The organism is Streptomyces sp. NPDC012510, from assembly GCF_042955065.1.
Taxonomy (GTDB): Bacteria; Actinomycetota; Actinomycetes; order Streptomycetales; family Streptomycetaceae; genus Streptomyces.
Window position 1 is genome coordinate 66,700 of the sequence record NZ_JBIBEN010000019.1, and the last position, 25,266, is coordinate 91,965.

General features: G+C 69.7%; 23 protein-coding genes. 9 read left to right on the plus strand and 14 right to left on the minus strand.

The genetic code is table 11. The features are described from left to right. Window positions 1-70 precede the first annotated feature (70 nt). The 3 genes from ACFY9I_RS30475 to ACFY9I_RS30485 all read left to right on the plus strand — a co-directional run bounded on the left by ACFY9I_RS30475 (window position 71) and on the right by ACFY9I_RS30485 (window position 3,565). Window positions 71-766 carry a DUF6875 domain-containing protein gene (locus ACFY9I_RS30475; protein ID WP_391007395.1) on the plus strand — a complete coding sequence of 232 codons (696 nt, stop codon included), beginning with the start codon at window positions 71-73 and terminating at the stop codon, window positions 764-766. Next, complete coding sequence (locus tag ACFY9I_RS30480; RefSeq protein WP_391007397.1) at window positions 766-1,836, plus strand: methyltransferase; 1,071 nt, start codon at window positions 766-768, stop codon at window positions 1,834-1,836. Before ACFY9I_RS30475 ends, ACFY9I_RS30480 begins: the two co-directional genes overlap by 1 nt. 253 nt (window positions 1,837-2,089) lie before the next feature. Continuing rightward, window positions 2,090-3,565 (plus strand): FAD-binding protein, encoded by a 1,476-nt coding sequence (locus ACFY9I_RS30485; RefSeq protein WP_391007398.1) that lies wholly within the window; start codon window positions 2,090-2,092, stop codon window positions 3,563-3,565. Between the two features lie 180 nt (window positions 3,566-3,745). Here ACFY9I_RS30485 and ACFY9I_RS30490 read toward each other — a convergent pair whose 3' ends face one another. Continuing rightward, window positions 3,746-4,618 (minus strand): universal stress protein, encoded by an 873-nt coding sequence (locus ACFY9I_RS30490; protein ID WP_391007400.1) that lies wholly within the window; start codon window positions 4,616-4,618, stop codon window positions 3,746-3,748. Window positions 4,619-5,321: 703 nt separating this feature from the next. Here ACFY9I_RS30490 and ACFY9I_RS30495 point away from each other — a divergent pair. Further along, entirely contained in the window at window positions 5,322-5,756 is a 435-nt protein-coding gene (locus ACFY9I_RS30495) for a VOC family protein (RefSeq protein WP_391007401.1), read from the plus strand. 102 nt (window positions 5,757-5,858) lie between these two features. Here ACFY9I_RS30495 and ACFY9I_RS30500 read toward each other — a convergent pair whose 3' ends face one another. Beyond that, a complete protein-coding gene (locus ACFY9I_RS30500) occupies window positions 5,859-6,407 on the minus strand; it encodes a hypothetical protein (protein WP_391007403.1) in 549 nt (182 codons plus the stop codon). A gap of 590 nt (window positions 6,408-6,997) precedes the next feature. Here ACFY9I_RS30500 and ACFY9I_RS30505 point away from each other — a divergent pair. Next, window positions 6,998-7,135: a hypothetical protein gene (locus tag ACFY9I_RS30505; RefSeq protein ID WP_327695736.1), complete on the plus strand. Its 138-nt coding sequence runs from the start codon at window positions 6,998-7,000 to the stop codon at window positions 7,133-7,135. Between the two features lie 108 nt (window positions 7,136-7,243). Here the strand turns inward: ACFY9I_RS30505 and ACFY9I_RS30510 are convergent, their stop codons facing one another. The 3 genes from ACFY9I_RS30510 to ACFY9I_RS30520 form a co-directional block, all read right to left on the minus strand. After that, the gene (locus ACFY9I_RS30510) at window positions 7,244-7,645 is read right to left on the minus strand and encodes a DUF4440 domain-containing protein (protein WP_391007404.1); all 402 of its coding nucleotides are present in this window, start codon (window positions 7,643-7,645) and stop codon (window positions 7,244-7,246) included. A gap of 301 nt (window positions 7,646-7,946) precedes the next feature. Further along, window positions 7,947-8,297 (minus strand): SgcJ/EcaC family oxidoreductase, encoded by a 351-nt coding sequence (locus ACFY9I_RS30515; protein ID WP_391007406.1) that lies wholly within the window; start codon window positions 8,295-8,297, stop codon window positions 7,947-7,949. Window positions 8,298-8,540: 243 nt separating this feature from the next. Continuing rightward, the gene (locus ACFY9I_RS30520) at window positions 8,541-9,353 is read right to left on the minus strand and encodes an MBL fold metallo-hydrolase (RefSeq protein ID WP_391007407.1); all 813 of its coding nucleotides are present in this window, start codon (window positions 9,351-9,353) and stop codon (window positions 8,541-8,543) included. A 91-nt stretch (window positions 9,354-9,444) separates the two neighbouring features. Between ACFY9I_RS30520 and ACFY9I_RS30525 the strand changes: the two genes are divergently transcribed. Continuing rightward, the gene (locus tag ACFY9I_RS30525; RefSeq protein WP_391007409.1) at window positions 9,445-9,819 is read left to right on the plus strand and encodes a winged helix-turn-helix transcriptional regulator; all 375 of its coding nucleotides are present in this window, start codon (window positions 9,445-9,447) and stop codon (window positions 9,817-9,819) included. 183 nt (window positions 9,820-10,002) lie between these two features. Here ACFY9I_RS30525 and ACFY9I_RS30530 read toward each other — a convergent pair whose 3' ends face one another. The 5 genes from ACFY9I_RS30530 to ACFY9I_RS30550 all read right to left on the minus strand — a co-directional run bounded on the left by ACFY9I_RS30530 (window position 10,003) and on the right by ACFY9I_RS30550 (window position 14,422). Next, a complete protein-coding gene (locus ACFY9I_RS30530; RefSeq protein WP_391007411.1) occupies window positions 10,003-11,070 on the minus strand; it encodes a hypothetical protein in 1,068 nt (355 codons plus the stop codon). Window positions 11,071-11,119: 49 nt separating this feature from the next. Next, on the minus strand, window positions 11,120-12,811 hold the full coding sequence (locus ACFY9I_RS30535) for a hypothetical protein (protein WP_391007413.1): 1,692 nt from the start codon (window positions 12,809-12,811) through the stop codon (window positions 11,120-11,122). A 107-nt stretch (window positions 12,812-12,918) separates the two neighbouring features. Beyond that, window positions 12,919-13,176, minus strand: a complete 258-nt coding sequence (locus ACFY9I_RS30540) for a hypothetical protein (RefSeq protein WP_391007415.1) — start codon at window positions 13,174-13,176, stop codon at window positions 12,919-12,921. Then, window positions 13,143-13,697 carry a hypothetical protein gene (locus ACFY9I_RS30545; protein WP_391007417.1) on the minus strand — a complete coding sequence of 185 codons (555 nt, stop codon included), beginning with the start codon at window positions 13,695-13,697 and terminating at the stop codon, window positions 13,143-13,145. The genes ACFY9I_RS30540 and ACFY9I_RS30545 overlap by 34 nt, the downstream gene beginning before the upstream one ends. Next, window positions 13,679-14,422, minus strand: a complete 744-nt coding sequence (locus tag ACFY9I_RS30550) for a site-specific integrase (protein ID WP_391007419.1) — start codon at window positions 14,420-14,422, stop codon at window positions 13,679-13,681. Before ACFY9I_RS30550 ends, ACFY9I_RS30545 begins: the two co-directional genes overlap by 19 nt. Window positions 14,423-14,834: 412 nt before the next feature. Between ACFY9I_RS30550 and ACFY9I_RS30555 the strand changes: the two genes are divergently transcribed. The 3 genes from ACFY9I_RS30555 (at window position 14,835) to ACFY9I_RS30565 (ending at window position 16,683) form a co-directional block, all read left to right on the plus strand. Beyond that, the gene (locus ACFY9I_RS30555; RefSeq protein ID WP_391007421.1) at window positions 14,835-15,308 is read left to right on the plus strand and encodes a hypothetical protein; all 474 of its coding nucleotides are present in this window, start codon (window positions 14,835-14,837) and stop codon (window positions 15,306-15,308) included. Beyond that, a complete protein-coding gene (locus ACFY9I_RS30560; RefSeq protein ID WP_391007423.1) occupies window positions 15,305-16,162 on the plus strand; it encodes a SigB/SigF/SigG family RNA polymerase sigma factor in 858 nt (285 codons plus the stop codon). The genes ACFY9I_RS30555 and ACFY9I_RS30560 overlap by 4 nt, the downstream gene beginning before the upstream one ends. A gap of 98 nt (window positions 16,163-16,260) precedes the next feature. After that, window positions 16,261-16,683 (plus strand): ATP-binding protein, encoded by a 423-nt coding sequence (locus tag ACFY9I_RS30565; RefSeq protein ID WP_391007425.1) that lies wholly within the window; start codon window positions 16,261-16,263, stop codon window positions 16,681-16,683. Between the two features lie 25 nt (window positions 16,684-16,708). Here the strand turns inward: ACFY9I_RS30565 and ACFY9I_RS30570 are convergent, their stop codons facing one another. The 4 genes from ACFY9I_RS30570 to ACFY9I_RS30585 form a co-directional block, all read right to left on the minus strand. Next, window positions 16,709-17,644 carry an anti-sigma factor RsbA family regulatory protein gene (locus ACFY9I_RS30570; protein WP_391007427.1) on the minus strand — a complete coding sequence of 312 codons (936 nt, stop codon included), beginning with the start codon at window positions 17,642-17,644 and terminating at the stop codon, window positions 16,709-16,711. After that, on the minus strand, window positions 17,641-17,976 hold the full coding sequence (locus tag ACFY9I_RS30575) for an STAS domain-containing protein (protein WP_391007429.1): 336 nt from the start codon (window positions 17,974-17,976) through the stop codon (window positions 17,641-17,643). Before ACFY9I_RS30575 ends, ACFY9I_RS30570 begins: the two co-directional genes overlap by 4 nt. Window positions 17,977-18,121: 145 nt before the next feature. Next, window positions 18,122-20,623 (minus strand): SpoIIE family protein phosphatase, encoded by a 2,502-nt coding sequence (locus tag ACFY9I_RS30580; protein WP_391007431.1) that lies wholly within the window; start codon window positions 20,621-20,623, stop codon window positions 18,122-18,124. 99 nt (window positions 20,624-20,722) lie between these two features. Further along, window positions 20,723-25,003 (minus strand): HAMP domain-containing protein, encoded by a 4,281-nt coding sequence (locus tag ACFY9I_RS30585; protein WP_391007433.1) that lies wholly within the window; start codon window positions 25,001-25,003, stop codon window positions 20,723-20,725. Between the last annotated feature and the right edge of the window lie 263 nt (window positions 25,004-25,266).

A 25,266-nucleotide genomic window follows, 5' to 3' on the forward strand; every position in this document is an offset into this window, starting at 1 on the left:
GATCATCCGCCGTCGTCCCACGAAAACGGACGGCCTGAGGCCGCCGTATCGATCGAAGGAGTCAGATGCCATGGGTGCCGATCCGGACACCAGGCCGACGGACGCCCGGTTCCACCGCGCTGTCACCGTCTCACCGCTCCACGGCTACGAGGACCGTGCCGAGCGCGACCTGCGAGCGCTGACCACCTGGTTGCGCCGGTACGTCAGCCGTCCCCATCCAAAGCTGGGCCGCAAGGGCCCGATATGCCCCTTCGTGCCGGTGGCCCTCAACGCCGAGGCCGTCGGCTACCACCTCCAGTACGAGATCACCGGCAAGGACCCGGACGAGCTACGTGAAGTCCTGGCCCACCATCTCCAGCGGTTGCCCGTGACCGGAACTACCTGGCAGGGGGCGTCCCTCGACAGTCTCATCGTGGCTCTGCCCGATCTGGTCCAGGAGGGCTGGGAGGCCCTGGACGAGGCACATGCCCGGCTCAAGGACTTCGCGGTCGAACGCGGTCTCATGATCGGCCAGTTCCATCCCGGCTGCGACGAACGCTCGGTGCGCAACGACGGGTTCAGCGTGTCCCGGTCACCGATTCCCTTACTCGCCGTGCGTCATATGGCCTCCCACGACATCCTCTTCCTGCACGAACGCCCCCACTGGTTTGCCGCGTACCGCTCCCGGTTCCACGCACACCACGCGCACGGGCGGATCCGTGATCCGCTCATGCTCGAACTCTTCGCGGCGGCGGAGCGGCGCCGCATGCCCTGGAGGGAAGCCTGATGCGGCCGGACGAACTCGACAGCGCCGTGGAGGCGAGGGCACTGCTGTACGCTCCACTGGTTTCCCGGGCGCTGTGCAGCGTCGTCGAACTGGGCGTCCCGGACCTGTTGGCGTCCGAGCCCCGCACCGCAGCCGAACTGGCCGGACTGACCGGTGCCCACGAGCCGAGCCTGCGCCAGGTGATGACCGCGTTGACGGCCTTCGACGTCTTCGCGGCCCATGCGGACGATCGCTTCGCACTCGCCCGGATCGGCTCGGCCCTGGTCTCCGACGCTCCCGGCAGCGCGGCGGCGAGCGCGCTGATGGCGCTGGAGATGACGGGCCGGGCGTGGAACGGCATCCCCGGCACCGTGCGGACCGGAGTGCCGGCCTTCGAGACGGAGTTCGGGGCCGACTTCTTCGGCCATCTGGACGGGCGGTCCGATCTGCGCACCGTCTTCGACCGCACGCAGGCCGCCGACCTCGATCTGGAGATCGCCGCCATCCTGGGGGTGTACGACTTCTCCGGCACCCGCACCCTCGTCGACGTGGGGGGCGGAGACGGCGCGTTGCTCGCCCGCCTGCTGGACACGTATCCGCAGCTTCACGGCGTACTCGTCGACCGCCCGAACGCGGTGGCCGCGGCCGGCGTCCGCCTGAAGGAGGCCGGGTTCGCCGCCCGCGCCGATCTGAGAACGGGGGACTTCTTCCAGGACGTTCCCGAAGGGGGCGATGTCTATCTGCTCCGGGAGATTCTGCACGACTGGGACGACGACCGGTGTGTCGACCTCCTGCGCGTCTGCCGCCGTGCCATGCCGGAGGAGGGGCGTCTCATCGTCATCGAGCTCGCCGCGGACGACACCACCGGCGGTGGCCCCCAGGCCAGGATGACCGCCCTCATGTCGCTCTACATGCTGTCCGTGCTGCCAGGCCGGGAACGCACCACGCGCGAGTTCGCGGCGCTGTTGTCCGAAGCCGGACTGAGACTCGACGCCACGTACCGCCTGACGGGTCAGAAAGTCCTCATCGAGGCGTCCGCCGATCCCGAGGCGGGACCTTCGGGATCCGGGGCGGGCCGCGAGCGGGACTGACACGCCATCGTCCACAGGTTGCCCCGGCGAGGCCACAGGGGTCCGTGGCCATCACATGTCGTCACAAGCGGTCCGTCCGTGGGGCGGTGCCGCGTGAGGGGAGATACACATGTCCGCATGGAACCGCCGTCAGTTGATCCGTGACGCCGTCGTCGCCGCTTCAGGGAGTGTCGGCGGACTGGCACTGGGAACCTCCGCACCGGCCAGGGCGGCCGCCCCCGCGGACAGTGGCTGTGCGGCCCCGTTGGGCCCGGTGACCGCCGGTCCGGACGACCCCCGGTACGCGTACCTGGTACAGCGCGGTCCGAAGCGCTGGACGGGAACCCCGGATTATGTGCGGGTGGTCGGATCGACCCGGCAGGTCGTCGCAGCGGTGCAGGAAGCCGTGGACGCCCGGAAGAAGATCGCGGTGCGCAGCGGCGGGCACTGTGCCGAAAGCTGGGTGGACGACCCGGCTGTTCGCGTGCTCATTGACATGTCTGGGATGACACAGGTCTCGTACGACCCGACGCGCAGAGCCTTCGCCGTGGAGCCGGGTGCCACGCTCGGCGAGGTCTACCGGCGCCTGGTCCTGGGCTGGGGGGTCACGATCCCGGCCGGCTGGTGTCCCGGCGTCGGGGCGGGCGGCCACATCTGCGGCGGTGGCTACGGAGTGCTGTCACGTGCCATGGGCCTTGTCGTGGACTACCTGTACGCCGTCGAGGTCGTCGTAGTCGACAAGAGCGGTAAGGCATCCGCGGTGGTCGCCACGCGCGAGGACTCCGATCCCAACCGAGAGCTGTGGTGGGGACACACCGGCGGCGGTGGCGGGAACTTCGGGGTTGTGACCCGGTACTGGCTGCGCGGGTCGGACACGGAGACCGCCGATCCGACGCGGCTGCTGCCACGGGCTCCCGAGAGTGCGATTGCCTTCTCGGCCCAATGGCCCTGGCGAGCACTGGAGTTGGACGAGACGAAGCTCACCCGTCTGATCAGTAATCACACCGACTGGTGCGAGCGCAACAGCGCGGCCGACACGCCCAGCGCCCGGCTCTATGCCGACCTGACCGTGGGCCGCAAGGCCAACGATCTCAACCTCGCCAGTGGCCAGGTGTTCGGCCCCGACGCGGACAGGCTGCTGGACGACTATCTCGCCGCCCTCGGTGCCGGGGTGGGCACTCCCGTCAACGTCGTCCGAGACCGCCGACCATGGCTGGCGGCAGCGCTGGCCGGCCCGGACTCCAGCACGTTTCGCCTCAAGGTCAAATCGGGATATGTGCGCAAGGGCTTTTCCAGCACCCAACTTGCCGCCATCTATGAGAACTTGACTCGCGAGCAGGACCCGAATCTCCTGTTCGGCTCCGTCGGCATCGCCAGCTATGGAGGTCGGATCAACGCCGTCGCCTCCGATGCCACCGCGTTCCCGCATCGCGATGCCGTGATGCGCATCCAATATACGGCGGCATGGGCCGATCCCACGCTGGACGACCGCTACGTGGGCTGGCTCCGGAGGCTCTACCGCGAGATCTACGCCGACACGCGAGGGGTGCCTGACCCGAAGGACGGCGCCTACATCAACTACCCGGACGACGACATGGCGGACCCCGCCGTCAACACCTCGGGCATTCCGTGGTCCACCTTCTACTACAAGGACAACTACCCGCGCCTGCAAAGGATCAAGGCTGCCTGGGACCCGAGAAACATATTCAGCCACACACTGGGCATCGAAGCCCCGGGCACCACGGCCTGACACCGCCGACCCTGTCAGTCCACAGCCGCGCGGACGTGGATGCTTGTGTGCTAGGGCGAGAGTGGGCCTCCCGCTGCCCGGCCTGCCCGCCCGGCGCACCCTGATGTGCCTGGATCAGGGTGCGGGTCTCGCCCCGGGCAGGACTGCCTCAGTCATGGGGGACGATGGAGACGGGACACCTCAGTCATGGGGGACGACGGAGACGGGACAGCGCCCATGATGGAGGGCGGCGTGGACGACATGGCCCAGGTGGGGAGCCGGTCCGCGGTGGTGTCGACGACGGCCGACGACGAGAAGCGCCGCGTCCTGGCCCGCCTCTACGGCGGCCTTGGCAGGGCTTGTGAGTCGGACTTCGCGGGCCACGTCCACCTGCGGGTACTTCTCGCTCCAAGGCCGGAGCGCCTTGCTGAGCTGCTCCTGAGCGTCCTGCGTCAGCTCCTCGGTGACGTGGTGGTCCACGCCCCAGGGCACGCGTGCGTGGAGCGGGACGCTGCGGCCGTGGACGACCTGAAGCGGCGCACCCCTGGCCGCGGCGGTGTGGAAGGCGAAGTCGAGCAGTTCGTCGCCGCTCGACCCGTGCAGTTTCAGCGCCACGACCACGCGGTTCGCGGCCACCGCAGGTGTTCCCTCATCGCGGGCCTCGGCGCGCACCAGCACGACGGGCCGATCCGCTCGCGCCACCACGGGCATGCTCACATCGCCCAGGAAGTAGCTCTCCACGGAGGCCATGCCTCGCGAGCCGAGCACGATCATCTCCGACTCCGGCGCGGCCTTGAGCAGGGCATTCTGGGCGTCGTCCGCGACCAGGTTCCCCACGATGGACAGTCCGGGGTGGCGGGCCTGCAGCTCCGCCCGCGCGGTGTGGACAAGGCGCTTCGCCCAGTAGTTCTGGTCCACTTCCGAGGGGAGACGCGTCGGTTCCGGCACCAGTTGCGGCCAGGCGTGCAGCAGGCGCAGGGCGAGTTTGCGCTTCTCGGCCTCGTCGGCGGCCCAGCGTGCGGCGGCGAGGCTTTCGGGTGAGCCGTCCAGGCCCACGGTGACGACTGGTTGCATGGCAACGGCCTCCGTCTCGTACGAAGCTGGACTGTCTCCCCGGACGTGTCGCGCCGGGCGTACGCCCGGCCGCCGTGCCGGACGATCCACGGGACGGCCGCCAGGGTCTCGACGTCGTGGGCCACGGTCGGCGCGTCCCGCAGTCCGCTCTCGGTGGGGTACGACGGGCGGGGCCGGGCGCGTCCGCGACCGCCCTCCGGGCCCGCGCCGACACGGTCTCGTCACCGGCGACGTAGGAGCCGGCGCCCTGGGCGACGTGGTGGTCCAGAGAGGTGGCCCGGCACAGCACCACGCCCTGACGGGCCCCGCACGCTGAACAGGCCGGAGCCGGACCCTCCAGGACACGCCCCGTGTCGGCCTCCCTCAGCAGCCTGTCGTCGCACGGACCCGGGTGGCCCGCGCCGCCAGGGGCGGCCACCGCGCTCCCGGGGCCCGGCGCCATGACGCCCCAGGGGCCCGGCGCCATGACGCCCCAGGGGCCCGGCGCCACCACGCCCCCGGGGCCCGGCGTCACCAGAGACCGAGCGGATCGGTTGAGCGCCATGCATTCATCGTGGAGGAACGCGCACAAGACCGCAGCCGGGGAGACCGGCACGGGCATGCCGATGTGGAGGGGCGAGGAGGCCGGCAGCGGTTGCCTTCGCACAACAAGCGGGTTCCTACCGGGAAATGAGCGACAACGTTCCCCTGCTAAGGTGCGCCGATGTCATCGATCAAGAAGTTCCAGGTCACCTTCGACTGTGCGGAACCTGAGCGCGTCGCCCGCTTCTGGTGCGAGGTGTTGGGGTACGTCGTTCCGCCGCCGCCGGAGGGTTTTGCCACCTGGGACGATTTCGATCGCTCTCTGCCGCCTGAGCGGCAGGGTGCGGCGTTCGCCTGCGGCGATCCCTCGGGTGTGGGCCCGCGGCTGTATTTCCAGCGTGTCCCCGAAGGCAAGGTTGTCAAGAACCGGGTGCATCTGGACGTGCGAGTCGGCACCGGGCTCGTCGGTGAGGAGCGCCTCGCCGTGCTCGAAGCCGAGTGCGCACGACTGGTCGCGCTCGGCGCGGTCCGTGTGCGGCTGTTGCTTGCCGACGACCACAACGAGTCGTGCATCGTGATGCAGGACATCGAGGGCAACGAGTTCTGTCTCGACTGAGCACCCTCGTACCCTCGCACCCCCGCACCCTCGCATCCTCCGAGACGGCGAGGCGGGAGCCGTCTCCCTCATGCCTCCCGTACGCCGGTGAGCCGTCCGAGCTCAGACCGCCTCTGCCCCTCCCGCCCCGTGCTCGGCGGCACGTGCAGCCCCCGCGACCGTCCAGGCCGCCATGGACCAGAGGGAGAGCGCGGAACTGAGGCCCACCACGAGACGAACATTCCCGTCCGGGCCGTTCGCGAGCCAGACGATCACGCCCGCCGCGCCTGAAGCGATCAACAGGGCCGCCGGTATGCGCAGTCGGGGCTGCTCGAACACCGCCGCCAGCGGCAGGAAGTGGAGCCCGACGACAACCGCGATCAGCGGGGGGATGAGCGTCGGCACCTCGAGGTGACGGCAGACTGCGGCGATGGCGATGATCAGCAGCCACTGGATCCCGTTGATCTGGTTGAACCGCCGACGTCGGCCGACGGGGAACGGTCCCCCTGCCGACGAGGGCAGGAAACGGCGTGCCGCGAGCATCAGCCCCACCGTGACGACACCGCCGGCCACGACCAGGACCTGACGCGGCAGCCCGTCGAACGCGCTCGAGCCCAGAAGCCACCAGCCGAGGCCGAACAACGCTAGGAAACCCACCCCTGACTTGAACATGATCGAACCCTAGACGAAAAAGCGGCCGGCCACCCCGAGGGTGCTCGACCCGACGCGGGCGCCCTTGGCCAGCCGCGCCCACCACCCGTCGCCGACGCCGCGGTCGCGCCCCTTCCGAGCAGAGCCGCGATGAGGAGGGCGAACGAACGCCGTTCGATCCGGCACCGCACCCACGTCAACAGCGACGGGAGAGCTGCTCCTCGAACCGGTGTTATGGACAGGGTTTGTTGTTGCCCGTTGTCCAGTGCCAACGGCCTGCTGTGATGTCTCTGACGTGGATCCCCGGCTGGAAGTGGCCGATCGGGAGGTGAACGCACACCCACGCCGTATGCGTGGCCGTAGCTATTGTCGTCAGTGTCGTATCAGGCCCGCTCGTTTGACGGTCGCCAGCAGCGGGGTGGTGTCGATGACGGTGACCGTTCCAAGGGGCCGACGGCGTTGGTGAGGAAGGTGTACAGGGCGTCGAGGTTCGCGGCGGCGACGGCGGACCGCGTCCGCACCCGCGCTTACCGGCCTGCCTCCGGAACCCGGTCGGCACCGACGAGGCACTGCTGTACCTGTGGTTCGCCGGCACCGCTTTCCTCGGTGCCGTGACAGGCGGTGCCCGTGTGGACGTCGCCGGCACCGACCTGTTCACCGCCGGCAGTGGAGCCTTCACCGCACAACGCCACGTCGAAGACCTGCTCCCCCTCACCGGCCAACCGCGCCCGGACCACACCGGATCATGACCGGGTCAACGCCGGACAGCAAGCGGCGGCCGCATTGTGAAAGTCGATGCGGCCGTCGCTGCCTTGAGAAGGTTCCGTCGCCCGACGGTGATGCCGGGACGACGAGAATCAGACGCCGTAGGGGTTTTCGATGATGTAGACCCAGTCCCCCTCGGCCGTCCTCCTCATCACCTCGACCGACTTTCCTTGCACCGTGCCGCTCTCGCTCTTGATCCGCCAGGGCACCTGGACCATCGCCAGGTCGCCGTTCTGATGGACCGACGCGGCCCCCATCTCAAAGGTGCCGGGCGAGGCGAGGTAGGGCTTCAGCGCCTCCTTGATACCTTCTCTGCCGTAGACCGGCTCCTGTCCCGGTCCCGGCACGAACATCGCGTCTTCGTCGAACAGGGAACCCAGTCCGTCGAGGTCCCGGTCCTTGAGGTACTGGGCGAAGCGCTCGTGCACGACTTCCGGCTTCATATTCTTTCCTTTTCTCTTCGTTTCTTCGTTGCGGACGAGCGGGTCGGCCACAGGCCGATCCATGTGAGCCATTGACCGGTGACGGACGGCGTCAGCCCCAGAAAGCTGCTGGGCGCTGTCGTGCGCGCCAGTGCGGTGACCGCAGCCGCTCCCGCGACTGCGGCGGCATAGGAGGAGCGGGCCGGTGCGCCACCGGTACTGGGTGAGGTGTCAGCGGGTGTGCGGCTCCGGCAAGGTGACGGGCTCGCCCGGGGTGGGCCAGTGCAGCGGGGGCCGCATCGAGAACGTGGATACGGCCGCCGCTGCCGTGAGGAACTTCCCTCGCTCGACGGTGATGCCGGGATGCCGAGAATCAGACGCCGTAGGGGTTGTCGATGATGTAGACCCAGTCCCCCTCGCTCGTCCTCCTCATCACCTCGACCGCCTTTCCTTCCACGGTGCCGCTCTCGCTCGTGATCCGCCAGGACGGCTGGACCATCGCCAGGTCGCCGTTCTGATGGACCGACGTGGCCACGACCTCCATGGTGCTGGGCGAGGCGAGGTAGGGCTTGAGCGCTTCCTTGATGCTTTCCCTGCCGTAGACCGGCTCCTGTCCCGGTCCCGGCACGAACATGGCGTCTTCGTCGAACAGGGAACCCAGTCCGTCGAGGTCCCGGTCCTTGAGGTACTGGGCGAAGCGCTCGTGCACGACTTCCGGCTTCATATTCTTTCCTTTTCTCTTCGTTTCTTCGTTGCGGACGGGCAGGTCGGCTACCGGCCGATCCATGTGAGCCATTGACCGGTGACGGACGGCGTCAGCCCCAGAAAGCTGCTGGGCGCTGTCGTGCGCGCCGATGATCCTGTCCGGCACGGGGGCGAGGCCCTCATGCAGTGCGGTAACCGCGGCCGCTCCCGCGTCTGCGGCGGCATGGGAGGCGGCCGGTGTGTCGGCGGCGGCGTTGAGGTGTCAGAGGGTGTGGGGGTCGGGCAGGGTGACGGGTTCACCCGGGGTGGGCCAGTGCAGCGGGGCGCCGGCGGCGTCGAAGGTGTGCTGGACGTGGCTGCGGTCTTCGGTGTAGTGGGCCCAGCCCTCGGCGTGCACGGCGACCACGAGGGGGTCGCCGAGCAGGCGGCGGGCCTCGACGGCCTGGACCGCGGTCAGCGACAGCCGTACGTCACCGAATGCCTCGAAGCCGGCCGCGCCCAGGTGTAGCAGCGCCACGTCGATGCGGTACCGGTTGGCCAGGGCGCTCATCGCGTCCAGGTCAACGGTGTCACCGGAGACGTACACGCTCGGCGTGGAGCCGTCGTCGGTGTGCAGGAGGAAGCCGGTGACCGGACCGGTGATGTCCTCGGTGCCGATGGGGCCGTGGCGGGCGGGAACCGCGGTGATGTTCAGCGGCGTGCGGCCCGGCATCGACAGGGTCCGGGTCTGCCAGGGCTCCAGGCCGACGGCCGCACCCCCGAGATCGGTGGCGCCGGCGACGGTGGTGAACACCTGCGAGGCACCGGAGGCCACCGCACGCCCGGCGGTGTCGAGGTTGTCCAGATGCCCGGTGTGGCTGACCAGGACCGCGTCGAGAGCGGGCAGTTCCCCGGGCTTCAGCGCCGGGCCGGCGGTCTTGCGCACCGGGACCGGGCCGTCCTGGTACTCGGTGCCGGCGGCGTCGAAGGTCGGGTCGGTCAGCAGCGTCCAGCCGGCCAGGCGGATCAGCGCGGTGGGGCCGCCGAGCACCGTCACGGTGTTCGAGTCACGGGTCACGGCGTCGTCGGTTGCCACGGGTTACTCCTTGACGATCAGGGGTTGGTCCCCTCACTCTGACCGAGTTACTTTCTAGAGGGAAGTACATACCTTCAGGTGAGGTGAGCACGTGCAGGAAAGCACGCGAGGCAACGTCCGTAATCCCGCCTGCCCCGGCAGGCAGCTGTTCGACCTGGTCACCGCCCGGTGGGCCGCCCTGGTCCTGGTCGACCTCATGAACGGCCCGCAACGCTGGTCCGAGCTGCGCCGTCGGGCCGGCGGCGTCAGCGACAAAATGCTCGCGCAGACCCTGCGCGACCTCGAAACCGGCGGACTGATCACCCGCACCGTTCACACCGGCCGCCCACCGACGGTGCAGTACGCCCTGACCGACCTCGCCCGCGACGCCACCCCCGCACTGCAACACCTGCAGAACTGGGCCGAAGAACACACCCACGACTACGACCACCACCGACGCACCCACACCACCCACCCGACACCCTGAACAAGGCAGGTTCAACGCACACACGTCACCGCGCTTCCACCGTCTGAGTCAGCGCTCTGACCAGCATGAACCGCGTGCAAACCTCAGGACTCGATCACGGCCCGCCGCCACTCGCGGTAGATGCACGACGGCTTCAGCCGTTGCCCGTCACCGCCGAGGGCTCGTCGGCGGTGTTCGTGCGGGTCACCAGAGAACCCAGCGGCAAGGGTGCAGGTCGAAGCGGCACGACAGTCTCCGGCGTGCCCAGGTGCGGATGCGGCCGGTCTGCGGTCCCGTCAGGCGGACGGGCCCGACGTGCCCGATCCGGCCCGCGTGGCGTCCCCGCCCCCGGCTGCGCCTCCAGTTCAGGGGAGCGTGCGCGAGCGGGCAGTCCGTGTCGACTCCGACGTCGTCGGCGGCCTCCGCGATCATCTGTCGTGGCCGGGCCTCGTCCAGGCGGTGAACGGGATAGCCCAGGAGCCGAGCCAGGTAGCTGGTACTGGGGAAGGGCTCACCTCGGCGGGCGGAGGCCAGGCGCGCGGGTGCCGCTGGCAGGGGGTGCCGACGGCGGCGGAAGTCGTCCAGCAGTTCCGCCAGCGCGGTGGGCAGGTCAGGGCCGACGGGCGGCCGGGCATCGATGGCGTCGCGCTCTGCGCGGGCCGCCAGGACATCGTCGGCGAAGTCGTCGACGAAGCGCATCGCCCAGCTCAGCAGCGGTCCCACGATCTGCTCGGGGATGCGGTCGGTGCGATTCTCGCCGCCCGCGCGGCGGCGAAGGCGTGCCCATGCTTGCCGCAGAGGCCGTCGCAGCGGGTCCTGCCCGAGGTGGTCGGGCAGGACGTTCCTGTAGGCCCAGAGCATCCGCACCGCTCGCCGGTTGCATCGGGTGGCACCGCCGGACAGCCGAAGCGCCGTGATCTCGCGGTGGTAGTCGTCCAGGTCCTCGCCGTCGAGCTCCCGTAGGGTGCGGTCGCGGCTGTGGACCCACCACAGGAAACGCCGCACGCAGCCGAAGTAGGTGCGGATGCTGTCGATGGCCAAGGGCAGCTCCCCTGGCGGGGCGTCGTGGGCGAGGAGAGCGAGGAACAGCGGTTTGGCGACATCGACCAACGGAGGCGGCAGAAGTGTGAAGTCCAGCCGGAGGGTCTTCTGATCGGCCGGCAGCCAGGCCGGCGTCAGCACCCACACATCATCGGCGTACCGGGACGTCTCCTCCAGGGCGGCGTGATCGCGCAGCGGACGCCCGGTCAGCACCGGTGTGTCTTCGGGCATCGCGGCTGGCCTTGCGGCGGTTTCGAAGGCACTGGTCAAGGTGCTTCCTTCAGGCCGTCCAGCAGGTCGAGCGGCAACGCAGGTTTCCGCTGGGCTGCCGAGGCATGTTGGGCGGGGCTGAAGCGGGCAGGATGTCGCGGGTGAGGATCTGCCAGGTCGTGCCGTGCCAGGCCGTCCACTGCTCGGCGTCTCGCTGCTGGAGATCCTCACGCAGGGCGTCGACCAGGGCGAGGAGAGCGGGCAAGTGCCGCTCCAACACAAGCGCGTTGGAGCAGCTGAAGCAGCTTAGGAACGGGCGTCGGCATCGGCCGCCAGCCGGATGGTGCTCCATGTCAAGACACGAAGTGGCGAGCGTGTCGAGCTCTCCCACCTCCGCTTTGCTCCGTGCGGACTGCGGCACGGCCCTGGGGTCCGCGCCGGCCAGGCGGATCATGACGCCGCGGGCGTGGTGTTCGGCGTCGGTGATTGCCTCGGTCAGCACGTCGGCGGCCCATTCGGTGATGAACGGATCCGCTCGCAGGTAATGGGCGAAGGACGTCTGCGCCGTGTTGGTCAGCCGGGCGGACGGTAGGTGCCCGCCGACCCGCTTGGCCGTGCGGGCCTCGACGGTCTTCTTCATCCGGGTCACCAACATCTCAAGCGGCGCCCCGTCGTCGCCGACCAGACCGTGGCGGTCGGCCCACGCCCTCAGCTTCAGCTTGCGGGCCAGCTCAGCATCGAACGGGCCGCAGTGCCCCGCGGTCGCGGCATGCCTGGCGCCGCCACGACCGCTGCCCGCCCAGATCGACCACACCGAGGAGGTATGGGAGAACGCGCGGCTGCGCGCCATCATCCGGTGCAGCAGCAGGTAGAAGCTGCCCATCGTCCTCAGGTCCCGGTCCGGATCGACACTCCAGTGCACGGTCGCCCGGGAGTTGGCCTTGCCCCGGCGGCGCTTGGTCAGTGTTACCGCGATCGCCCGTTCCTCCAGCAGTCGGTGCTCGGCGGGCAGTTCCTTGAGCGTCTCCGGGTTCCTACCGCTCAGCCCTGCCGCGTAGATCAACAGCGGGGCGAGGTCCGGGTCGATGACGAACAGCTGCCGCGCCTGTGCGCAGCAGGCCGCCGGATACTCGCCCGCCGAAAGCCCTCGGTAGTCCACCTGGACCCGGCCCGTACGCGCCATCGCCTCCAGTCGCACGCCCTGCTCCCGTTCAGCGGGAGTCAGGGAATCGGGGGCCTCGAGGAAGCGCCGCAGCAGGCTCTCGCCCGCCGCGATCCAGTCACGGATGGCCGCCACGTCCGAACGAGCCGCAGCCATGACGGCTTGGAACTCCCGGTCCGAGTACCCCGAACGCATCTCCTGCTGCGCATCCACCCCGTGGCCGCGCTGCCCGGCGTAGTCCGCTGCCGTCCGATCCAGACGGTCCTGGCCCGGCAAGGCGCGCACGATCCGCAGCAGACCCTGGAGATCTCTGCGAACGGACTTCTCCGAGCACGTCTCCCGCCGGGACATCAGATACCGCTCCAGGTGACGCGCCCACAGGTCCTCCACCCGCTGCGGCGGAACAGGAAGGTGGCCCAAGAGCAGGAGAAACCGTTTGATCGACTGCCACTGGCCGCTCGCCGCCCGCTGTGTCCGGCACCCTCCACCAGGCCCGATCCGCACCTGCAGCGCGTACGCGAAGTCCAGATGCATCCCCGGCAGCGGCAACTCCTCGAGCCGGAACACGCACTCGCGCCCGTCCTCCCCGGTGAATCGCACTACCGGCGATCCCCCGTCCTCGGGAACCTCCACCACCGGTGGCGGCTGATAGAGCCCCTCAGGTACAGCCGCCGCACGCCCGCGGCCCGCACGCGGCGAGTCCTTGCTCACGCGGCGGCCACCGCCGACCGCTCCAGCCAGCCCTCCTCGCTGAAGCCCGCCGTCTCCCACGCCCCTTCCGGCACCAGTTCCAGGCGCGTACGCATCTCCAGCTCCTGCAAAGTGTGCAGGTAGATCGCCGTGGTGGTCGCCGACCGGTGACCGAGCCTGATCCGCACCCAGTCCAACGGATCTCCGAACACCCGCTGATACGTCAGCCGCTGCTGCTCGTTCATCTCGCCCAGCGCCTGCAGATGTCCCGCCACAACAGCTCCAGCGTGGTCACCGCGTAGGAATGGCGCAGCATGTGCGGCGTCGCCGCAACGCCGACGCCTCGGGCACGGCACCGGTCGTTGGCATCGGCGAAGACCTGTTTCCACCCGGAGACCGTCATCGGCAGGCCCCACTGGTTCAACCACACCATCGCCGGCTCCCATCCGCCGTCCGCTGTGGCCACCAGTAGCCGGCGCCGCTCAGCCGCGTCCAAGCGAGCCACCGACACCCAGCGGCCACCGATCCGTACTCTGGGCGCGGCCGGGTCTTCTACCAGCAGCGACCGGCGGGATGGGGTGTAGAAGCCGCGCGAGCGGCCGTAGTCGAGCATCTCGGCCCGGTCCCATTCCATGTAGTCCCGCACGTCCCGCAGCACGGACACCGGCCAGTACACCGCCCGCCCCGAGTTCCCCTTGGAGATGGCGTGCGGCAGCATCGCCCGTGCGTTGACGATCCCGGATCCAGGCGGCGGGGACTCGGGCAACTCGAACACTGTCAGCGTGAGTGCTCGCACAGCCGCAAACCTGTGCGGATCATCGAGTCTGCGTAGGCTGCGTTCCGCGCCGCCCACCTGCCCCGGAAGGCTCGCCTCGGCATCTCGTTCGCGTCGAAACCGCTCAGGCCCACGTTGCGCCACAGTCGGTACGACCTCGGCGGCAGCCACTTCACCTCGCGCCGTGGCCCCGTGTGCGAAGCCTCGGCCGGCACCTGCCGCCCTGTGCTCCCGTCAGCCCCGCGCCGCCAGGGCGACCACGCCGCAGCAGCGCGCTGGCGGACGGGATTGGCTCGTACGAGGTCCCACTCGATTGCCCACAGGTAGAACTGGTTAACCGTGGAGACCTCCCGGTCCCAGCTGGTGTCTTCCACGCGGGGCCCGAAGTCGTCGCGACGACGCCACCACTCGTACGCCGCCCGATCGTCTGTGGACGCATCACGCCAGTCGCACCGGCCTCGCCCGAACCACAGGAAGTCGAAGTATGTACGCAGGTCCCTGGCATGCGCCGCCTGAGTGTTCCACGGTGAAGATGCCAGCCACACCGAGAAGTAGCGGTTCAAGGCGACGTCGTACTCGGCCGACGGACTGATCAGGAAAGGCTGACCTTCGGGCACGCCCAGGTCATCCAGCCGCTGATCCAGATCGCCGAACAGCGCGCTGAACTCCCGTATGCATGGGCTTACTTCCCTTGGCCACGCCGGGTCTCGCCGGGCGAAGTGCACCCGCCAACCTGTGATCGACATGACTCTGGACGTTAGCCGCGGACAGCTCAACAGTGCATAACCCAAGGACGGGCCGCCGGCGGACGTCCGGCGGATCGCACCGGAAAGCCACTCGGCGAAGACGCCGGCCCCCGGCCGCATCCCGCGGTGCCGTCGAGACATGACGTGACCTGAAGCCGTCGTCGGGGAGATCGGCTGCCGAGGCCGCTGCGGAGCCTCGGCAGAGGCCTCCGCACAGACTCGTCGCCGCCCCGAGGACTGCTCTGACCTCAGTGAATGGATCGTCATCCGCGCACAAAGATGCGTCAACTCGTCGTTGACGGTGAAGTGCGGCGGGGCCAGGCTGAGGGGGACATCGGATTCCGATCACCTGTTTCCGGTCACCGAACTGCGTGCAGGAGGCCGTGATGCTCCAGACGGAAACGAGGTACACATGCCGACCGCCGCGGCCGTCGGGGAAGTGCTGGGCAGCCTGCACGCGGCGAGCGCGGGCGACGCGACCCTCGCCGAGGAGTTAGCCACCGACGACAACTTCCACGCGCTGCGCATCGAGCCGTACCTGCTGGCGACAGCCGCCGCGCACCCGGGTCTGGCGCCCGAAATCCAGGGCCTCGCCGACCGCACGGCGGGGACCCGTCTGGTCCTGGTGCACGGGGACGTCAGCCCCAAGAACATCCTCGTCGGACCATCGGCGCCTTCGCCGTCTCCGTCGCCTCCCGGGTCGGGCCGGACCGCCGCCGTGGAGCGTAGGGACGCGTTGTCCGCGGACAACCGATGCCGGGCCCGCCATGCGAGGCAGGGGTCCGTCGAATCACCCGCATGCTTTCCCGAAAGTGGGGTAACCGCCAGGTCGTCGGCCGCAGAAGGGCAGGTCGGCGAGGCTGCCGAGGGAGGGACTGGGACGTGACGGTGACGACGGCATCTGGTACGCGGACCGACGCGGAGGGGTTCGTCGCTGAACTGCCCGACGTGGCGGACCCGTTGAAGGTCGCCCCGAAGGACGCCCGGTCGTTGTCGAAGAGGTTCTTCGAGCGGCTGGCGGTCCTGGAAGAGGGCACGCACGAATACCAGTACGCCCGTAACACGCTGATCGAGATGAACATGTCGCTGGTGAGGTACGCGGCGGGCAGGTTCCGCAGTCGCGGCGCGGACGAGATGGAGGACATCGTCCAGGTCGGCACGATCGGACTGATCAAGGCCATCGACCGGTTCGAGCTGTCGCGTGAGGTGGAGTTCACCTCGTTCGCCATCCCGTACATCGTCGGCGAGATCAAGCGGTTCTTCCGCGACACGACCTGGGCCGTGCACGTGCCTCGCCGTCTGCAGGAGGCCCGGGTCGAACTGGCCCGCGCCACCGAGGAACTCCGCTCCCGTCTGGACCGTATGCCCACGGTCAAGGAGCTGGCCGAGCTGATGAACCTGTCCGAGGAGGAGGTCATCGAGGCCCGGATCGCCGCGAACGGCTACAACTCCGCCTCCCTCGACGCGACTCTGAGCGTCAGTGACGACGGCGAGGCGGCCCTGGCCGACTTCATCGGCACCGACGACGAGGCGATGGAGCTGGTGGAGGACTTCCACGCCCTGGCCCCGCTGATCGCCGGTCTGGACGAGCGGTCCCGCCGGCTCCTCCACTGGAGGTTTGTCGACGAACTCACCCAGGCCCAGATCGGTGAACGCCTGGGCTGCTCCCAGATGCACGTCTCACGTCTGCTGTCGCGCACCCTGAAGCGTCTGCGTGAGGGCATGCTCACGACCGGCTGAACCGCGCGCCCACCCCACCGTTCCGTGGTCGCCGTGCCTCAATCCATCCTCCAGGGGTAGCCGTTGTAGGGAGGTCGCGGACCAGGGAGGAGTCGCGAATGACTGAGTCGACGCTACGAGCGGTGGGCTGGGCGCGGTCGTTGCCCTTGCACAGCGATGTCAAAACGGCACGGGACTGGACCCGTGACCATCTACGGAAGCTGGGCTGGACCACCAGCGCACCGCAGACGGTCGACGCTGTACTGCTGACCGTCTCGGAACTGGTCACGAACGCCCACACCCACGCCCACAGCAGCGCCCAACTGGTGATGACCTGGGACGAGCGCTGTCTGCACGTCGCCGTGCACGACGGCTCCGCCACGCTGCCCGCACCCAAGCCGCCGAGCACCGAACGCACCGGCGGGCGGGGTCTGTTCCTCGTCGCTGCCCTGGCCGACAGCTGGGAGGCTCACCGGTGCCCCGACGGCAAAGCCGTCATCGCCTGCTTCCGCTCACCCGCCATGACCGGCGACCGCCACTGACCCGCGGCGCCCCGCAGCGGCGACGTCAGGGCCGGTCCTGGTCGAGGTGGAAGCGCACAGTGGTCCCGGTGGACGTGGTGTGGACGCGAACCAGGTCGCTGACGCAGTGGACCAGGAGCAGACCACGACCGCCCAGTTGCCCGGGCCGAGGCGGACGGCGTCCCGCCAGGGGGTCGGCGAGGTGCCCTTCGTCGGTCACCTCGCAGATGACCTGACCGTCGGCGGCCCAGAGGCGCAGGATGCCGGAACCACCGGCGTGCACGACGCTGTTGGTGGTCAGCTCGGCCACCGCCAGGGCCAGGTCCTCCAGCCGATCCCTGGACAGGCCCAGGGAGGCGGCGCGACCGGTGACGAACTGCCGTGCCTGCGGCAACCGGTCGGCGTCGAAGGAGAAGGAGGCCACGCCGGGCGGATGACGCAAGGCCTGGTTGTAGGCGGCGATGGTGTCGTCCGGGGCGTAGCCGTGGCTGACGCGTTCGACCGTGTCCTCGATGACGACGGGATGGGTGGCGTGGGCGTCGGCGATGACCCGGGGGGCGAGCGTGCCGGTGTCGTACGGGCACAGGATGGTGACGTGCCGACCGGTGAACGCGTGGTTGATCAGGGCCTCGTGCTGGACGCAGGCGGGGTACTCGTCCTCGCTCCGCCCGGCCCAGATCGGCTCACCGATGATCCGGACCCGTCGGTCGGCGTGGGCGTCGGCGAAGGCCCGCAGCACCCGAGGGATGATCCGTCCGGGGTTGCGGCCGGCCTCCTCCATGTCGATGAGCCGAACCTGGTCGGCGTCGGCGCCGAGCGCACCACGCAGCAGCCGCAGCCGAGCGGCGGGCACCGCTACGGCGACGGGTTCACCGGCGGCCAGCCCGTGCGTGATGAAGGGCACGGTGCCGGTCAGGTAGCTCTCCTGATCGCGGTAGAACAGGGCCGGGTGCACGAACGGCTCGGCCGTCATGCTGCTCACCTCGTCACCTCGATCGTTTCCAGGTCCGGCCAGAACATGTCCAACGCGCGCCGCAAGGACGGCGGTGGTTGTGCCAGGAGGATCCGTCGAGGCACCGTCAACCGCTGCGCCGCGTGCGCGAGGATCCTGGTTCCGGCGACGTCGATGAACGTCAGCCCGGCCAGGTCCAGATAGACGTCGTCGTCCTGGGCCACCAGACTCTCCAGCGCCGCTTCCCAGGCCGCCTGGGTCGGCAGACTGATCTCACCGGTCGCGCGCAGGCCCGGTCGGCTGGGCAGAGGGTGGAGGTCGAGCAGCGGCTCGACCCCGCCGGCAGTGGGGGAAACGGCCATCACCGCGACCTGCTCGCCCTGCCCGTGTCTCCTCGCATGAGAGGCATCATGCCACGGCCCACGCGGCCCGGGCTCATGTGCGCCGCCCGGGGCCGCACGCTCCGGCCCGGGTTCCGAGCGGCGGGGGCGAGCGGTCCGGCGCGCTTCAGACCACACGGATGCCCACGATGCAGGTGTCGTCGTCCGTGTCGGACCTGCTGTGGGTGAGCAGGCGGTCCAAGTGCTGGTCCAGCGTGGGCGGCACCGTGCGCGCGGCGGTCAGCAACTGTGTCAGGGACTCGTCCACGGACCGGTCGCGTCGCTCGATCAGACCGTCCGTGTACATGAGCAGCGTGTCGTCGACGGCGAGTTGGATCTCGTGCTCCTCGTAGGTGGCCTCGGGCACGGCACCGAGCAGCAGCCCGCTGACACGGGGCAGCGGAGTCGCCTCGGCGCCGCGCACCATGACGGGCGGCAGATGGCCGGCCCGGGCCCAGCGCAGCCTGTGACGGTCGGGGTCGTACAGGCCGCAGACCGCCGTGGCGGTGACGGCGCCCGTCAGATGGTGCGCCACCATGTTGAGCCAGGCCAGCAGTTGGCCCGGTCCGGCGCCCGTCACGGCGAGCCCGCGCAGTGCGTTGCGCAGCACGACCATGCTGGTGGCCGCCTCGATACCGTGCCCGGCCACGTCGCCCACGCACAACAGGACCAGCCGGGACGGCAGCACGACCGCGTCGTACCAGTCCCCGCCGACCAGATGCTGGGTCTCCGCCGGCCGGTAGCGCACGGCCACCTGCAGTCCGGGAATCTCCAGCGGTGCCTGCGCCGGAGGCATGATGGCGTGCTGCAACTGCAGGGTGAGGCGGTTGCGTTCGCTGGCCTGCTGCTCGCTGTGGGCGAGCTGGTCGCGTGTGGCGGCGAGGGCCACCTCCGTCCAGTGATGGGCGGAGATGTCCTGGTAGGCGCCGCGTACGACGTACAGCCTGCCGTCGGCGTCGATGACCGGTTCGGCCACGACGCGGATGTGGCGGGTGACTCCGTCGGGGCGTTGGAGGCGGAAGGCGGTGGACGCGGGGCGGCGGTGGTGGAGCAGCGCGCGCAGGAACCGGCCGATGGCGACGGCGTCGTCGGGGTGGGCGTGGGCGGGCAGGTCCTCCAGAGGCACGGGGGCGCTGGAGGCGGGCCTGCCGTAGAGGTGGTAGAGCTGGCCGTTCCAGGTGATCTCGCCGGTGAGGAGGTTCTCCTCGAAGCCACCGATGCGGCCCAGGCGCTGGGCGTGCTGAAGCAGGCTTGCCAGGCGGGCGGTCTCGTCCTCGACACGCCAGATGAGCAGGACGCTGCCCCCGTGCCTGCTGATGTTGATGTCGGCGACCGCCGCCAGTGGGACGTCGTCCACCAGGGCGGTGAGCCGGGTGCGGTGGGCGCGGTAGGGCTCGCCGGTGGCGTAGACGCGCTGTATCCGCTCGAAGAGCTCGCTGGGGCCGGCGGCCATCGGGTACGCCTCCAGCAACAGGGCGCCGTTGATGACACCGCGCGGCCGGCCGGCGGGGTCCAGGAAACGGCCGTTGGCGTGGTGGATACGGAAGTCGACCAGGCCTCCGTGGGCGTCCAGATGCGGGACGAGCACCAGGGCGGGGTCGTGGAGCCCGTCGGCCAGATCCATCAACTCGCTGACGTCCGGCAGGACCCGTGGGCCCGGCTCCCCGTCGGGACGGTCCGGCGGGTAAGTCTCCAAGGTGTGCGCGCACAGCTCGGCCAGGGCCTCGATCTGGCGGACGATCTGCGGGCGAGGAGTATCCAGGGGCGCGGACCAGGCGATCTCCAGCACCCCGAGGATCCGCCCGCCGGCACCGGCCGGTACGGCGACCCGGCCACCGTCGGAATGACGGTGCTGACCGATGGAGGGCAGGCCGGTCTCGGCCAGACTGCGGATCCACTGGCCCGTTCGCTCACCGAGCCCCCGGCGGGCCACGGTCGCCACGCCCGGGGGCACATGCCGCCAGCGTCCGGCCTCGGCGGAGGAGAACCCGGCGCTGCCCGCCAGCGTGAGGGAGCCGTCGGTGTTCAGCGCCCAGATCGCCACCGCCTCCGCGCCCAGCGGGACCAGAGCGTGTTCCAGCAGCGCGTCGGCGACGGCCTGGGTGTCGTGGGCGGCCAGCGCACCGCTCTCGGCGGCCCGTAGCCGCACGGCGGAGGAACGGCCGTCCCCACGGTCCAAGTCCTCGGCATCGCCCGCGGTAGCCGTGAGGAAGGCGGTGGTCACCTCCGAGAACCGGTCGCGCGAGGCCTGGTTGACGACCTCGACCGCGAACTCGAGCAGTGTGGTGCCCGCCTGTTCGGTGAGTTCGGCGAGCTGCCGCGCGGCCTGCGTCGGCCCGCACCCGAGTCGCTCGACCAGGATGCCTTTGGCCAGTTCGATCAGCGCGCGCCCCTCCGCCTCCGCCTGGGCCGCCCGTACTTCCCGGCGCAGCCGGTCCACGGTGGCCGCGAGCCTGCCGACGGGGGAGGTCTCCGCCGGTGTCCTCGAGTCACCGTCGACGGCGACGGGTGCGCTGTCGGTGGCACCGGGCGGCTCGACGGCCGTCGGGCCGACGCCCTGCGGTGCGGACGGTTCGCCCGCGGGGGCGTGGGGGCCCTTGGGGCCGGACGGATGACGGCGGTCACTCACGGTCTTCCTGTTCCTCGGCTGGGACGTCGGGCACGTCGGGCGCGTCGGGGACGTCGCGCGGTCGGCTGGCGGGCGCCGCGTGGCGGCTGTGACGCCTGCTCACGCGGGAAGCCAACTTCGGACGCGAGCCATGAGGTCACCCGTGTCGACGGGCTTGGTGATGTAGTCGTTCGCGCCTGCCGCGAGACTCTTCTCCTGGTCACCCGGCATGGCCTTGGCGGTGACGGCGATGATGGGCAGCTCGGCGTACTGGGGCATCGTACGGATCTCCGCGGTGGCGGCGTAGCCGTCCATCTCCGGCATCATCACGTCCATCAGGACCAGGGAGATGTCCGGGTGGGCGAGCAGCATCTCGATGCCCCGGCGGCCGTTGTCCGCGTGGAGGACCTCGAAGCCGTGCAGCTCCAGCACCCCGCTCAGCGCGAAGAGGTTGCGCGCGTCGTCGTCGACGACGAGGACCGTCCGGCCGAGGAAGGCGTCGTCCATGACCTCGGCGGCGGGGCGCTGGGGCTCCTCGGTGCGCACCAGCGACAGGACGTCGCCCGGCTGCTCGGCGGACAGGTGCAGGGTGATGCGCTCGCGCAGCTCGTCCAGGCTGGACAGGAAGTCCAGGGGCCGGTCGCCCGCGCGGGAGCGCAGGGCCTGTTCCTGGGCCAGATCCACGCGATGCCCGGTGTGGACGAGGACCGGCACGCTGGCCAGGGCGGAGTCGCCGCGCATGGCCCCGAGGAAGTCAGCGCACTCCTCGTCGGGCATGCCGAGTTCGAGGACGACACAGTGACAGGCTTCGGCCGCGAGCGTGCTCGCCGCCTCCTGCGCTCCGACGGCCGTGATGATGTCGATCGCCCCGTACGGATCGTCGGCATCCTGCGCGAGGTCCGCGACGGCGCGCTCGGCGACGAGAGTGAGCAGACCGCGTGGACGCTCCTCGACGACCAGCAGGCGTCGCCTGCGGCGTTCGGGAGTCACCTGCTGGCCGGTGAGTGCACGGTGCTCCGGTTCCCCCTCGGAGGCGACGGCGGCGTGGGGCTGCTCCACCGGCCGGCCGCCGCCGTCCGACAGTTCCTCGAAGTCGGCGCGCGCCACGGGCAGGTAGAGCGTGAACGTGCTGCCCTGGCCGGGGGTGCTGCGGACCGTCACCGCGCCACCGAGCAGATGGGCGATCTCCCGGGTGATGGACAGACCGAGACCGGTGCCACCGTACTTGCGGCTCGTCGTCCCGTCGGCCTGCTGGAACGCCCCGAAGATCGTCTCCAACTGCTGCTGGGGGATACCGATGCCGGTGTCCCTCACCCGGAACGCCACGACCGGGCCACCACGGTGGACGGCCGGGGGCACCTCCTGGTCGGCAGCGGGTTCGATGCGCAGCTCCACGCCTCCCTCCTCGGTGAACTTCACCGCGTTCGACAGCAGGTTGCGCAGGATCTGGCGCAGCCGGGAGTCGTCGGTCAGCAGGTCGGCGGGTGTGCCGGGCGCGGTGGCGACCGTGAAGTCCAGGCTCTTCTGGGTCGTCAGCGGCCGGAACGTCGCCTCGACGTATTCCAGGAGCCGACGCAGCGGGACGCGCTCGGGAGCGACGTCCATCTTGCCGGCCTCGACCTTGGACAGGTCGAGGATGTCGTTGATCAGTTGCAGCAGGTCCGAACCGGCCGAGTGGATGATGCCCGCGTACTCGACCTGTTTCGGGGTGAGGTTGCGCGAGGGGTTCTGGGCCAGCAACTGGGCCAGGATCAGCAGACTGTTGAGCGGGGTGCGCAGTTCGTGACTCATGTTGGCCAGGAACTCCGACTTGTACTTGGAGGCCAGCGCCAACTGCTGCGCGCGGGTCTCCAGTTCCTGGCGGGCCTGCTCGATCTGCAGGTTCTTCGCCTCGATGTCGCTGTTCTGCGAGGCCAGCAGTGAGGCCTTCTCCTCCAGTTCGGCGTTGGAGCGCTGCAGCTCCTCCTGCTGGACCTGCAACTCCGCCGACCTGGCCTGCAGCTCCGAGGTCAGGCGCTGGGACTCCTCCAGCAGCTCGTCGGTGCGGACGTTGGCCACGATGGTGTTGAGGTTGACACCGATGGTCGGCATCAGCTGCGCCAGGAAGTCCTGGTGGATCTGGGTGAACCGGGTGAGCGAGGCCAGCTCTATGACGCCGAGAACCTGTTCCTCGACCACGATGGGCAGCACCACCAGGGCGCTGGGCACAGCCTGCCCGAGACCGGAGGAGACGGTGACATAGCCCGCGGGCAGCTCCTCCACGGTGATGGGGCGGCGGTTGCGTGCCGCCTGGCCCACCAGTGAGGCACCTACCGGGATGCTGGTGGGCAGGTCGGCGTCGTCGGGGCGTCCGTACGAGCCCACCAGCCGCAGTTCGAGACCGCGCTCGGTGTCCTCGGCAAGGAAGAAGGCGCCGTACTGGGCCGAGACCAGCGGCGTGAGCTCGTCCATGATCAGTTCGGCGACCACCGGCAGGTCGCGGTGGCCCTGCATGAGGCTGGAGATACGGGCGAGATTGGTCTTGAGCCAGTCCTGCTCCTGGTTGGCCCGCGTGGTCTCCCGCAGGGACTCCACCATGGAGTTGATGTTGTCCTTGAGCTCGGAGACCTCGCCCGACGCCTCCACGGTGATCGAGCGGGTCAGGTCGCCCTCGGCGACGGCACTGGTGACCTCGGCGATCGCACGGACCTGGCGGGTGAGGTTCCCGGCCAGTTCGTTGACGTTCTCCGTCAGCCGCTTCCAGGTGCCCTCGACGCCCTCGACCTCGGCCTGTCCGCCGAGCCGCCCCTCGCTGCCGACCTCGCGGGCGACGCGGGTGACCTCGGCGGCGAACGACGACAACTGGTCGACCATCGTGTTGATCGTGGTCTTGAGTTCCAGGATCTCGCCGCGTGCGTCGACGTCGATCTTCTTCGACAGGTCGCCGTTGGCCACGGCCGTGGTCACCAGCGCGATGTTGCGCACCTGGCCGGTGAGGTTGTTGGCCATGGAGTTGACGTTGTCCGTCAGGTCCTTCCAGGTGCCGGCCACGCTCGGCACGTGCGCCTGTCCGCCGAGGCGCCCCTCGGTGCCGACCTCGCGGGCGACGCGGGTGACCTCGTCGGCGAACGCGGACAGCGTGTCGACCATCGTGTTGATGACGTCCGCCAGGGCGGCGACCTCACCCTTGGCCTCGACCGTGATCTTCTGGGACAGGTCGCCGCGCGCCACGGCGGTGGCGACCTGGGCGATCGAGCGGACCTGACCGGTCAGGTTCGACGCCATCACGTTGACGTTGTCCGTCAGGTCCTTCCAGGTCCCCGACACGCCCCGGACGATCGCCTGACCGCCGAGGTTGCCCTCGGTGCCCACCTCGCGGGCGACGCGGGTGACCTCGTCGGCGAAGGCGGAGAGCTGGTCGACCATCGTGTTGATGGTGTTCTTCAGTTCGAGGATCTCGCCGCGTGCGTCGACGGTGATCTTCTGGGAGAGGTCGCCCTGCGCGACCGCGGTGGCCACCTGGGCGACGTTGCGGACCTGCGCGGTGAGGTTGCCCGCCATGAAGTTCACCGAGTCCGTGAGATCGCGCCAGGTGCCCTTCACCCCCTTGACGTCCGCCTGTCCGCCCAGCCGGCCCTCGGTGCCGACCTCGCGGGCGACGCGGGTGACCTCGTCGGCGAAGGCGGAGAGCTGGTCGACCATCGTGTTGATGGTGTTCTTGAGTTCGAGGATCTCGCCGCGTGCGTCGACGGTGATCTTCTGGGAGAGGTCGCCCTGCGCGACCGCGGTCGTTACCTGGGCGACGTTGCGGACCTGCGCGGTGAGGTTGCCCGCCATGAAATTCACCGAGTCGGTCAGGTCACGCCACACCCCGCCGACACCCGGCACCTGGGCCTGTCCGCCCAGCCGGCCCTCGCTGCCGACCTCGCGGGCGACGCGGGTGACTTCGTCGGCGAAGGCGGAGAGCTGGTCGACCATCGTGTTGACGGTCTCCTTCAGCTGGAGGATCTCGCCGCGCGCGGGAACGTCGATCTTCTGCGACAGATCACCCTTGGCCACCGCGGTGGCGACCTGGGCGATGTCACGCACCTGCGTGGTCAGATTGCCCGCCATCGCGTTCACCGAGTCGGTCAGATCCGCCCACGTACCCGACACCCCCGGCACTTCCGCCTGACCGCCCAGCGTGCCCTCGGTACCCACCTCGCGGGCCACGCGCGTGACTTCCGACGTGAACACGGACAACTGGTCGACCATGCCGTTGAAGACCGTGGCGATGTCGCCGAGCAGACCTTCGCCGTCCGCCGGGAGCCGGGTACCGAAATCACCGTCCCGTACGGCGGTGAGCCCGGCCAGCAGTTGCCGCAGCTCCTGCTCGCCCGGTGCCCGCTCCTGGGTGTTCGTCGACTTGCCGGTCATGCGCATCCTCGTTCCGCTCCCCAAGAGTCCCCACCACGAGGACTCGGAACCGCGCAAGGGCCCGTTCACCAGCGATGATTCCGCCGTTCACGGATCCTCCACATCAGAAATCCGTGGCAGGTTAACCCAGTTGACGAGCGGCGGCCAAAGCCTGGACAGGGCATGGCGGTTCACCGGAAAAAGGCGGCATCAAAGGGGAATGGCGGCGCCGATGAGGGGTACTCGCAAAGGTTTCACACCCGGCACTCGGCACTCGGCGCTCGGCGAAC